9 protein-coding genes are annotated in these 12707 nt (G+C 41.3%); 8 read left to right on the top strand and 1 reads right to left on the bottom strand.

What is annotated here, in order from left to right; all coding sequences use genetic code 11:
- Positions 1-56: 56 nt before the first annotated feature.
- Positions 57-1547 (bottom strand): BT2802 family ribose utilization protein, encoded by a 1491-nt coding sequence (locus tag LBYS_RS01835; RefSeq protein ID WP_013407203.1) that lies wholly within the window; start codon positions 1545-1547, stop codon positions 57-59.
- Between the two features lie 285 nt (positions 1548-1832).
- Between LBYS_RS01835 and rbsK the strand changes: the two genes are divergently transcribed.
- The 8 genes from rbsK (at position 1833) to LBYS_RS01875 (ending at position 12700) form a co-directional block, all read left to right on the top strand.
- Positions 1833-2738, top strand: a complete 906-nt coding sequence (gene rbsK, locus LBYS_RS01840) for a ribokinase (protein WP_222836526.1) — start codon at positions 1833-1835, stop codon at positions 2736-2738.
- Positions 2739-2745: 7 nt separating this feature from the next.
- The gene (locus LBYS_RS01845) at positions 2746-3762 is read left to right on the top strand and encodes a nucleoside hydrolase (RefSeq protein ID WP_013407205.1); all 1017 of its coding nucleotides are present in this window, start codon (positions 2746-2748) and stop codon (positions 3760-3762) included.
- Between the two features lies 1 nt (position 3763).
- Positions 3764-4768: a GRP family sugar transporter gene (locus LBYS_RS01850; protein WP_013407206.1), complete on the top strand. Its 1005-nt coding sequence runs from the start codon at positions 3764-3766 to the stop codon at positions 4766-4768.
- A gap of 89 nt (positions 4769-4857) precedes the next feature.
- Positions 4858-7815: a SusC/RagA family TonB-linked outer membrane protein gene (locus LBYS_RS01855; RefSeq protein WP_041824046.1), complete on the top strand. Its 2958-nt coding sequence runs from the start codon at positions 4858-4860 to the stop codon at positions 7813-7815.
- Between the two features lie 5 nt (positions 7816-7820).
- The gene (locus tag LBYS_RS01860) at positions 7821-9386 is read left to right on the top strand and encodes a RagB/SusD family nutrient uptake outer membrane protein (RefSeq protein WP_013407208.1); all 1566 of its coding nucleotides are present in this window, start codon (positions 7821-7823) and stop codon (positions 9384-9386) included.
- A 47-nt stretch (positions 9387-9433) separates the two neighbouring features.
- The gene (locus tag LBYS_RS01865) at positions 9434-10444 is read left to right on the top strand and encodes a glycoside hydrolase family protein (protein WP_041823374.1); all 1011 of its coding nucleotides are present in this window, start codon (positions 9434-9436) and stop codon (positions 10442-10444) included.
- On the top strand, positions 10437-11576 hold the full coding sequence (locus LBYS_RS01870) for a hypothetical protein (protein WP_013407210.1): 1140 nt from the start codon (positions 10437-10439) through the stop codon (positions 11574-11576). The genes LBYS_RS01865 and LBYS_RS01870 overlap by 8 nt, the downstream gene beginning before the upstream one ends.
- On the top strand, positions 11573-12700 hold the full coding sequence (locus LBYS_RS01875; RefSeq protein WP_013407211.1) for a glycoside hydrolase family protein: 1128 nt from the start codon (positions 11573-11575) through the stop codon (positions 12698-12700). The genes LBYS_RS01870 and LBYS_RS01875 overlap by 4 nt, the downstream gene beginning before the upstream one ends.
- Positions 12701-12707 lie beyond the last annotated feature (7 nt).

The raw sequence follows: 12707 nt of genomic DNA on the forward strand, positions 1-12707 counted from the left end.
TTTGATCCCAGTTGTTAGAATTAGAAGATTGTTTACGGTAAATTAATTTCAGGCTTTTAACTTTTACTTCGGGTTTTCAAAACTTCTCTTAAATCCACTCTGCGGATATCTGCTTCCAGCCAGGCAGTAAAATCAAAGGTTTTTAGCAACTGTCTTTCATAAACATCACCTCTGATCTCAATCAATAAAGGTTGATATTTCTTCCAAAGTTTTTCCCTATCCTTGCTCAGCATGATTTTCTTTTCTGACACAAGGTAGGAGATCATCAGTTTTTCTACTCTATAGGCCTTATCTGCCTTAGCTAATTCCCTTTTAATGGATCTTCCTTCAAAATGAACCACGTCAGTATTTCCTAACTTTTCATGGATGATCAAATGAAGTAATCTCATGGTTCTATAGGTAGGCAAAATGTAAAGGTCATTTCCACGTATAATCTCACTCAACAGGGTCTTTTGAGCTTTTTTATAATTCTTGAAGCCCAGATATAAAAGGGATAAATACAGTGAAATCTCTGCTCTAGTGGAAAGGTTCAAGGCCGTGAAGTCCTCATACTGGGAGGCTATCTTGCTTGCTGATTCAAAATCTCCAGTATCTAGGAAAGGGATTAAAGTGTAAATAAAGGTCAGGGCCTCTACCTGATTTTGGAGAGCTTCCGTTTTGGATGCTATACTCCTTAGTCGCTCAATAAAATAGGGGATATCTTCATAGATCTTCATGCCTCGAAGGTTGTCTAAGATCCCTTCTAATACATTTACATAGTAGAAGGGTTGACTAGCCCAAAACAAAGGATTCTTTTCAAATAAGGCATTTAATTCCCTAAATGAGTGCAGTGCCGATTTATAATCCCCCGTTCCGATCAGATAGTTCGATTGAAAAAGCAAGTGGTTCTTCTTGATCTCAAAATTGTCTTTGTGGTTAGAGTTAATGCTCATTTCGCTGATCACCAAGTCGTTTAGTGATTCTTTCTGCTTCTGAGAACGAATACTGCCCTTGTAAAGCAGGCGATGACGCAAAAGTTCATACAAAGACGAATGCTCATTTACCTTCCTGATCTCCTTCAAAGTTTCATTGATCTGGAAATGTTTGTTCAGTAATTCTCTTTCCGTGAGTTGGGGGAAATTAAGAAATAGAAGAAATTCCATCTCTAGTCGGGAAGCATACAGGTGAGCAATAGGATTTTGATGGTGTTTAGCTTTCTTCTTGGCCAATGCCAACATGCTTAAAGCCTCTTCATATAAGGACTTTTCAAAGAGTACCCGGGCCTTTAATATTTGGTTAAACAAGAGATAGTGGCTGTCTTGCTCTTCTCGCATATGCAGCAGAAGGTCTTGTAAAACCCTGTACAAATAACTTACGGAAGCACTGAAGGATGAGCCTACCTCATCTTTGAATTTCTTCTTGATCTCTTCAGAACTCGCTGTCCCACTGTTTTCGATGATGTCGTAGAGGCGGGTATAGTCGGCCGTTTTTCTGCCCGACTTAAACTTTTTCTTCTCAGCAGGACTCAGGTTATGGATCAATAGGATTAAGGCGTCTGATTGTAACATAGGGTTGATTAATACTTGTCTCTACACCCTAGCATTACGTCTACTTTCGGAAGTATTGTCCGAAAAAAGCTCAATTATAGGGTGCTGAAACTATTCTTTGGAAAGTAATATAAAAATATTGAAAAATGCAAGAATATATAATATAAAATATTGAAAATAAGATAAATAGAGAAAATATAGTCATTTTGAAGACATTCAATCTGTATTTTTTTGGTTTTTTTGCTTTACTATTGGCTTTTATGTTTACTGAAAAATTTAATAGTAAATATCAAAATATTGCAAAACGTGAGTAAGTCGAAAATAGTGGTGGTAGGCAGTTCGAATACGGATATGGTGATTAAAGCCAGTCGACTGCCGGTACCCGGAGAAACCGTGATAGGTGGTGAATTTATGATGAATCCGGGTGGGAAAGGTGCGAATCAGGCCGTTGCCGTGGCAAGAATGGGCGGTCAGGTCACTTTTATTACCAAAACAGGTAATGACCTTTTCGGTAGACAATCTATGGAATTATACAATTCGGAAAATATTAACACAGACTATGTGTTTTCGGATGAAGATCATCCTTCGGGTGTGGCATTGATTTCTGTTGATGTTTACGGTGAAAACTGTATTCTCGTAGCTCCTGGTGCGAACGCTGCCTTAACCACAGCGGATATAGAAAAAGCCCGCAAAGAAATTGAAGAAGCAGAGATCCTTTTGATGCAGTTGGAAATCCCAATGGAAACGGTAGAATATGCGGCTAAAATAGCGGCAGAAAAGGGAGTAAAAGTAGCTCTCAATCCTGCTCCTGCTCAAACCCTCTCTAATGAATTATTAAAATGCTTGTACATCATCACTCCAAATAAGAACGAAGCTGAGATTCTTTCCGGGATTAAAGTGAGGGATTGGGACTCTGCCCAAAAATCGGCAGATAGAATCAGCGAGAAGGGTGTGGATATAGTAGTAGTTACTCTAGGGGGATTGGGCGCTTTGATTAAAGAGGGTTCTTCCTATTACAGAGTAGAAGCAGAGAAGGTTGAAGCCATGGATACCACCGCAGCCGGAGATACTTTCTGTGGCACATTGTGCGTGGGTCTAAGTGAGGGTATGAGCATAGAGGAGGCCGTAAGAATGGCTTGCAAGGCTTCAGCTATCACCGTTACCCGCATGGGAGCTCAAGCATCTCTACCTTATAGACACGAATTAACCTAAGCTAATTATGAAAAAATCTATTCTCCTTATCGCTTCACTTTTCTTCGCTGCTTGCGAAAAGCCTTCAGAACCGGAGGTTCCCGTCATCATTTTTGAGACAGATATGGGAAATGACGTAGATGATGCTCTGGCTTTGGATATGATATATAAATATCTGGACAAGGAAAAGGTGAAAGTATTAGCCATCTCTTCTAATAAGCAGAGTCCTTATTCTACAGAATACATACATTTGATGAACCACTGGTACGGATATCCGGATATTCCTATTGCTAAAGTGATAAATGGAATAGATTCTGAAAACGATGCCCGTAAATATGCTGAATTTGTAAGTTTACAAAAGGACAGTACGGGTGCACCTTTGTTCCAAAGACCTGATTTTGACTATGATCAGGTGCCTGAGGCCGTGAGCTTGTATAGGGGGATCTTGGCTAAACAGCCGGACCATTCTGTTACATTGGTTTCCGTAGGATTTTCTACTAACATTTATAGGCTCTTAAATTCTCTTCCGGATGAATATTCTCCCTTGTCAGGTAAAGAATTGATTGCAAAGAAAGTAAAACTTCTTTCCATGATGGCCGGAAGTTTTGGAGAGAAGAAAATTCCGGAATATAATGTAGTAAAGGACATTCCTGCAGCGCAAAATATCACAAAGGAATGGCCTACGCCTATTGTTTTCACTCCTTTTGAGGCGGGCATTGCTGTAACCTATCCCGCTACGAGCATTGAGAATGATTTTACTTGGGCACCGTATCATCCGGTAGTGGAGGCCTACAAGCATTACTTGGATATGCCGTACGACAGGCCTACTTGGGACTTAATAGCTCTTCTCTACGTAGTAGAAAATTCTCCGGAGTATTTTACCCTTTCAGAAGCAGGGGCTATTACTGTTGATGACAAAGGATACACCAGCTTTACCGCGTCTAAAGATGGTAAGCATCGCTATCTTACGGTTGACAGTGTTCAAGCCCTAAAAACGCGTCAGCATTTTGTTGAACTAATCACCGCAAAACCTAACCTTAAATAATATGTTTATTGTAGATAACTATGCCTTAGCCGTAGTCTTCTGTGTTATCACCATGATCTGCTGGGGCAGTTGGGGGAATACGCAGAAACTTGCCGGGAAATCCTGGCGTTATGAGCTTTTTTACTGGGATTATGTGATAGGGATCCTACTATTTTCCTTGATTTCAGCCTTTACTTTAGGAAGTATGGGTGAGCAAGGGAGAAGTTTCCTGCCTGATTTAGCTCAGGCTGATGCAGCTAATTTACGCTCTGCGTTTATTGGAGGTATTGTCTTTAATGCTGCCAATATCCTTTTGTCGGCTGCTATATCTATAGCAGGCCTATCGGTAGCTTTTCCTGTGGGAATCGGGCTAGCTTTAGTTTTGGGAGTACTTATTAATTACTTCGGATCAGCTAAAGGTGATCCGGTTCTACTGTTTTCTGGAGTGGCATTGGTTACCGTCGCCATCATTTTGAACGCCATAGCTTATGGTAAGCAAGCTAAGGAATCAAAGAAGGTGTCCTCTCTAGGATTGATTCTTTCTTTAGTGGCCGGCCTTCTCATGTCTTTCTTCTACCGTTTTGTGGCTGCAGCCATGGATTTGGAAGATTTTGTAAATCCTGCAGTGGGAAAGATGACCCCTTATACGGCCATGTTCATCTTCGCTTTGGGAATCTTTGTTAGTAATTTCTTATTCAATACTCTGATTATGAAGAAGCCTTTTGTAGGAGAGCCAGTGGATTATAAAGCCTATTTCAAAGGAGGTTTTAACATCCATTTGGTGGGAATACTAGGCGGCTTAATCTGGGGTTTAGGGAATGCCTTTAACCTGATTGCAGCAGGAAAAGCAGGTGCTGCGGTCTCCTATGGTCTTGGTCAGGGTGCTACACTTGTGTCTGCCCTTTGGGGAGTATTTATTTGGAAAGAATTTAAGAACGCGCCGAAAGAGGCGAACAAGTATTTGTATCTCATGTTCATCCTGTTTTTGATAGGTATAGCACTTATCATACAAGCAGGCTCAAATTAGAATTAACCTAACATATTAATTATATGAATTTTTCTATGTTTTTCACCAAAAGAAAGGCATGGCAGAGACCCCTTTATTCTCTGCTTTGTATGATGTGCTGCTGTAGTCTCGCTTTCGGACAAATCAGCGGTAGAGTGACGGATGAGGCCGGAGAGGCGGTCATCGGTGCCAGCGTAAGGGAAAAAGGTACTTCAAATGCTGCAGCTACAGATGTTGACGGGAAGTTTAGCCTTAATGTAAAGACAGGTGCTATCCTTGAAGTTAGCTTTATAGGATATGAGAAAGCAGAGGTGAAAGTAGACGGTAGAAGTTTCTACGAAATCATACTTTCCCAAGATCAGACCGCATTAGAAGAACTCGTGGTCATAGGGTACGGTACGGTAAAAAAGAAGGATTTAACAGGAGCAGTTTCAGTCATCAATACACAGGCATTAAGAGATAGAAATTCAAAGGACATCGTTAGCTCTTTGCAGGGTTTAGCATCCGGTGTAACCGTTACCTCCAGTGGTCTTCCCGGTCAGCAAGCCAGTGTACGTATTCGTGGTCTAGGAAGTTTGACAAATAATAACCCGCTTTTCATCGTAGACGGTATGATAGGTGGAGAAGCTCACCTTAACCCTGCAGATGTAGAATCTATTCAAGTATTGAAAGATGCCTCTGCCGCAGCTATCTATGGTTCTAGAGCGGCAAACGGTGTGATCATCATCACCACTAAGAAAGGTCAGGAAGGACCTATGAAGGTGCAGTTTGATGCTAACTTATCCATCACAGATCTTCCAAGATATGATTTGATGGATGCAGCGACCTGGAAGAAGTATGATGATATGGCGTATGATGAAGCCATTCGTTCAGGAGTAGCCGGCGTGGTACGTCGTCAAAATCACTTTGACGGTAATACCGACTGGCAAGATGAGATGCTAAGCACAGGCGTTTTACAGAACTACAACCTGGCCTTTTCGGGGGGCTCAAAGTCAGGTAAGTACTTTGTAGCTTTCAACCGTATGGAAGATAAAGGTGCTCTATACTCCACTGGATATGATCGCTACGGATTCCGTGTGAACACTAGCGGACAAAAAGGCATTTTCTCTTACGGTGAAAACATTTCATTCACGCGTACGAATAGAAAGAACCTCAACGGAAACCCATGGGCTAACTTCATAGGTATTTCACCAACTATTCCTGTACGTGACGAAAATAATCCTGGGGGCTATGGTTACGGTAATCCGGACAGAGCGAATAACTATGGACTGAACATGGTAGCCATGCAGGACCTTCGTCCACAAGATAATCCTGAAAATATCCTGAAGTCTAACGTTTTTGGACAGGTTGTACTTTTTAAGGATTTGACCGCAAAAACTAACTTAGCCTATACTTGGTATCATGGAGTTACAAATACGCTTCGTAAGACAGGAAACTGGACTATGGGACAGGGTTCTGATGCAGCTTATTTGGGTTATGAGAGCTACAGAAGTGATGATTTTCTAGTAGAACAGACTTTTAACTATAAGAAGCAAGTAGGTAAGCATGATATAGATGCCGTAGCCGGTGCCACGTATAATACTTTCAAAGGATTTACCAACTGGATCACGAAGTTGAATCCATTGATGGTAGGGGATGATTATATAACATCCTTAGATGCTGCTACGGGTAACACCTCTGCGGGAGGGAGCTATCAGCAAGCCAGAATCATGTCTTATTTAGGAAGGATTAATTATTCCTACGATGACAAATATCTGTTCCAATTTACTTTGAGAAGAGACGGGACATCACGCCTACCAGAAAGTACACGTTGGGGTAATTTCGCTTCTTATTCCGGAGCATGGAGGATCAGTAAAGAATCCTTCTTCCAGGTGCCTTTCATCAGTGATTTGAAGATTCGTGCCAGCCATGGTACCTTAGGAAACAGTAGCATAGGATACTGGGATTACCAGGCCGTGATTAACACTGCGCCTAGGGCGGTTTTCGGTTCTCCTGAAATCAGGGTTTTAGGGATGACACAATCCCGTCTAACTAACACTGATTTAGTGTGGGAAAGAAAAACCACTACAAACGTGGGATTTGACGCAGCCTTCTTAAACAATAAGCTAACCCTTAGTGCGGAATATTTTGATGCAAAAAGTAAAGATTTATTGGTGTATTTGCCTATCCTGATGTCTTCAGGTAATGAGGGTGGAAACCCCGCCGTAAATGCCGGATCATTATCTAATAAAGGTGTGGAGATAGATTTAGGATGGAGAGATCAATTAACTCCTGACTTCCAATATTCCGCTAGCCTTAATCTAACCAAAGTGAAAAACAAGGTCCTGGATTTAGGTTATGGACGAGTGGAGTATTTTGAATCTCTATCTAAAGCGGAAATTGGACAGCCTTTAGGTGCATTTTATCTCTATAAGATGTTAGGCATCTTCCAAAATGAAGCAGAGATCCAAAATTACAAGAATGCAGCAGGTAAGGTTATTCAGCCGAATGCTAGACCGGGAGATATCAAATATGATGATTACAATGGTGACGGCATTATTTCCTCTGAAGACAGACAGTTGGTAGGAAATCCTTGGCCAAAGTTTGAATTAGGATTGAATTTAGGAGCCTCTTATAAGAGCTTTGATTTGAGCATCAACGGTTACGGTCGTTTTGGACAGGATGTTTGGAACGGAGCCGCTGCAGCTGCTGGAGATTTTGCCAATAACCAAAATAACTTTAACGGCATAGTGCCTTGGACGGCGGAGAATCCTGTGAATGACAGACCTAGAATTGTATTCGGAGACTCGAGAAACAGTAGAGGAGACCAAGACAGATGGTTAGAAAAAGGTTCCTTCTTCCGCGTGAGTCAGATTGCTTTAGGTTATAGCCTTCCTCAAAAATGGGTAGGTACCTTGGGTCTTGACCAAGTTAGAGCAGGGGTAACACTTCAGAACATGTTGACCTTTACCAAGTATTCCGGTCTAGATCCTGAATTCAGAGACTCAGGCATCTTTACCATTGGTGCGGACCATATGTCCTTCCCTAATCCACGATCGGTAATGTTTTCACTATCCTTATCTTTTTAATTGACATGAAAAAATATATTATAGGTTTGACGAGCTTGTTGTCAGTAGGATTAAGTTCTTGCGATGACAGTAAGTTAGATTTGGTCAACGAGAATACCATCTCCACCGGAAATTTCTGGAAAACGGAGAAAGATGCAGAGGCCGGCGTAATAGCCGTTTACGGTATGTTTTACCGTCAAGGAACCTGGACTAGAAATATCTATACTCAGATGCATGGACTTGCAGATGAGGGGGTGAGTTTAGCGGGATGGACTGAGCTAAATGAATATGCTAAGTTTATCTATACGAACTACAACTTCTCTGAAGTGAATACCAAGATTTGGAGAGAACACTATACCGCTATCTTTAGAGCTAACCAGGTTTTAGATAAGATTAATGATATTCCTTTCCAGAGTGAGCAGAGAAAGCAAGACCTGATAGGACAGGTGAAGTTTTTAAGGTCTTTCTATTATTTCTATATGACTACGTTATGGGAAAATCTGCCCTTTGTACTGAAGACTTCTTCTGCATCTGATATGCCTGAACAAAAGACTCCTAAAGAGATCTTTGACCAGCTAGAAGTGGATTTAAAAGAGGCCATTGAAAAACTTCCTGCCACTAGAAATAATACAGAGTACGGTCGCCCTACAAAAGGTGCTGCTTATGGCTTATTAGCCAAAGTACTTATGCAGAATGGAAAATATGCGGATGCCATCAAATGCTTTGAATGGTTAGTGGACGGAGAAGGTAAGTCGTACTACGACTTGACTGCGGACTACTCGGATAACTTTAATAACAAGACCGAGAATAATAAGGAGTCATTGTTTGAGATCCAATTCTCCTTAATGAACTATGTAGGTTTTGACCAAACGGATAATTATTTGGATCCAAATGCTCAGCTGGGAACCCAAATCGAGATGAACCAAGCACCTGCTGGCATAGGTTGGAACAACATTGAAGCCAGAAGATGGTTAGTGGATTACTACAAGCGTGAAAAGACAGTGGATGGTAAGAATGACATACGCTTATTCCACACCGTGTGGTATGATGATGCGGGTAAGGACTTCCCGGAAAGGGCTGATACCCTGATATATGGTAATCGATGGAGAAACGATTGGGGACAAAGAGTCTTCATCAAAAAATATAGTACTACAGCGAACCCGCTGTTCTATTGGAACGATAACAACTTCCGCTCTTTAAGATACGCGGACATGCTCTTGCTTTACGCAGAAGCACTAAATGAGGTGAATGGTCCTAATGCTAAGGCGGTAGAGCTTGTGAATAGAGTTAGAAGTAGAGTACAACTTCCAAATCTTCAGAATAGTACGTACTACAATTATGCCAATATCATGTCCAGTAAAGAAGCGTTTAAGTCGCACCTAAAAATAGAAAGAGGTCTGGAGTTGAGTTTGGAGTGTGTTAGATGGATAGACTTGAAACGCTGGGGCTTAGAGGATCAGAAAACCATTGACGAATTGAAATCCAGAGATGCTGATTTCAACAATTTCATCATAGGTAAGTCAGCTCGTATGCCTATCCCTCAAAGCGAGGTAGATAACAACGTAAATCTTAAGCAAAACCCTAACTATTAATAGCAGTGCTAGGGAGGTATAAGTGCCTCCCTACCTGTTTTTTAGCTATGAGAAAGATATTATTCCTACTTTTTATGAGTCAGGTTATGGCTTTCGCTCAAAAAACCGTAAGCCCTGAAATAAACTATGAATTCAGCGGAGGTGCTGGCTATTATAATTATGCTCCCAGTGTCATCCAGGACGAATACGGTATACGGTATGCATTCGTTTGCCAGAATCTGGAACCTTTTAAGATTGTAGATTATATCTACCTCTATAAAGGTATTCCTACTTCAAAAGGATACGTATGGCAACCGGGTACTCGTATTATGGATCCCTCCAGTTCCGGTTGGGACATCAATCACGTATGTGATCCGGATGTTAGGCAGTTTAAAACCAAATACAATGGAGAGACTTATAATTATATCATGACGTACTTAGGTACAGATCAGTGGGATAATTTTCACAATCAAATAGGACTGGCTCTTTCAAAAAACATAGAGGGACCGTGGATTAAATTTGACAGAAATCCTATCATCGGATCTGCCAGTAAGACCACTTGGGGTGTAGGTCAGAGTACCAGTATTGTACTAAATGATTCAACTATAAGGATTTTCTATTCTAATTCTGCCGGCGGCTTTACCTACAGAGACGGTATTCTGTCTGATCTCAATAATATCAGGTGGAGCGAAGAGAAGTATATAAAAAATATGCCTGGGAATAATTACCCCGCCTTTTCTAAGAAAAACGTTTACATGGTTTCCGAAAGAAGGGAGAATATGGACAAGTTAATTCCTACTTGGGTGGGGAACGTGGCGCAACTATCTTATTTGCCTTTGTCTGAAGATTTAAGTACAGACGGGTCAAAATGGATTAAGATAGGAGCAGTAACTCCTCAGGGTTCAGGTTTTCCTAGGAACCATAATCCCGGGATTCTGACGGACCCCAAAGGATATATGTTGAATGACGACGAATTGATCATGTATTTTACACCTGCCATGACAGGGGAAAACTGGCTTTGGTCCTATGACCTGTATTCGGCAAAATTTGATCTAAAAAAGTATTTTGCTCATGAATAAAACCTTCTTTCTGTTCTTTTTGCTAGCCTTCACATCTGTGCTAGGGAAAGACGTGATTGTCATTACGGATTGCTATCATCCCTACCAAGATCCAGGTGATAACCTGGATTTACTGCATAGTTACGGCTTGAAAGATATCCGTACCAAAGGAATTATCTTAGATATAACTGACGCATTTCGGAAAGATACCGCAGATCATCCTACCCTTTGGAAAGATCCTAGAGGTCCTAGGGAAGCGGGAATCATTCCTCTATTACAATTGGAATATATCTTTGGAAAGAAGATTCCCTATGCTATTGGCCCGATTTCCATGATGCAGCATGAACGAGACGAAATGAGGTCGCTACGGGCATTTGAGGAGGAAGGTATTCTGCTTTTTCTTCAGTTGCTCAGAGATGCTCAAGAACCTATTGAAGTGCTTTCTTTTGGAAGTGCAAGGGTGCTGGCAGTGGCATTTAACAGAGAACCTGAATTATTGAAGGCTAAAATAAAGATGATCCATCTAAGTGCTGGTACAGCAAGTCAGAATCATGAATTAGGCAAGGACGTGGGCGCGAACATGATACCAGGTGGAGAATGGAATGTGGCCTTAGATGTGCATGCCTTTAACCGAATTTTGAAATCTGATTTACCCTTGATTTTATACCCTTGCGCAGGTAAGGATGGGGGTTTTGTAAAAGATGTGCACAATACTTACTTCACATTAAAGAGTCTTGATTTCCTAAAGGAACTTAGAGCACCTATTCAGAACTTTATTCATTATGCCTTTACTACTTCTACACGAAAAGATTTTTTGAGAGCTATGGATGAAGAGGGAGCCTATAGTAGAGGAGAGGAAACTCCCTTTAAGAGTTTTCATTTCTGGGAAACACCCATCTGGATTATGGTTAGAGAACTGGTCATAGTGGTAGATGGTAACCATTCTTATTCCCTGAAGAAATCAGCCTCCAAGGGGGAAAGAGTAGTTTCAAATCAAATCCTTCCCATTAGATTCACAGAAATCCGAGAAGATGGTAGATTTCAATTTGAAAAGGTTAAAACATCTAGGCAGTTTATATTCTACAGGGAAGACCTGGAAGAAAGTGAAAGAGCACTGAATGCAATAGTTCCACAAGTTTTAAAAGAGATATGATAAAGTATTGTTGGGTTCTCGTTTTCTTATGCGCTTGTTCGAAAAGTGCGCCGGTTCCAGACCTTCCTGAACCTCCTCCCGTGCCTACTTATCAATGGGTAGGTCAAGAAAGGGTTTTTGGGTTTTATAATCAATATAGGTATTCCTATTGTCCCAGCGTTGTGAAAGATGGAAGCGGTTTTACCCATATGTTTTTCTGTGGCAATCCGGAACAAACCATTATGGTAGATAATATCTACCATGTAAAGTGGCAGGAAGGTCAAGCCTTGACAGAAGCGAAAAGTGTACTGCAGCCTGGTGTTCTAGGCTCATGGGATGATCACCATACTTGTGACCCTAGTGTCGTTCAAGGCGATTTTTCAATGGGGGGAGAAAGATATACCTACGCCATGTTCTATCTGACAAATCCTTATTCCGCCTACTATAATGAAGTGGGCGTGGCCTTTTCCAATAGCTTGGATGGGGATTCCTGGGTTAAGTATCCAAAGCAAATTGTTAGCAAACCCTGGACCTATGAAGGAGATGAATTACTGCCTAATGGGGGGAAATCCTGGGGAGTAGGACAGCCGTCTGCATTCACATTGGATAAGAAGGGCAAAGTTATTCTTACTTATACGGTGGGGGATATCCAAGGTACACGCATAGAGTGGGCTGAGTTGGATCTAAGTGATATGGATAAGTTCCAGAAGAGAAATGGAAATAGAATGGTGCAAAATGGCCTAGTAAACATAGGATATACCGGTCAAGATTATACCTGCAACTCTGATTTTGCGGTTGACATAGAAAAGAATAAAATAGTTATGGTGCGACCCGTTCAGCCCCATCCGTCCACTTATCCTGCATTTTTGAATGAAAGTCTAGAGGTGAACTATATGGACTTATCAGATTTTATGGCCGGGAGTGGAAAATGGGAAGTTATGCTAAGGATCTCTCCCTACATGACAGGCTTTGCTAGAAATCATAATGCAGGTTTAGAGAGAAATGGTTTCGGAGAAATCAGTAAGTGGGAAGAGCCTACCGTCTACTTTACGGTTAGTAAAGCTGCTCCAGAAGTTAGCGCGGGCACCACTACCCATGCGGAATGGACTTACCATATTTATAGAGGAAAGATAGTCAAACAATAGTTTCTTA

This window comes from Leadbetterella byssophila DSM 17132 (genome assembly GCF_000166395.1).
Classification (GTDB): Bacteria; Bacteroidota; Bacteroidia; order Cytophagales; family Spirosomataceae; genus Leadbetterella; species Leadbetterella byssophila.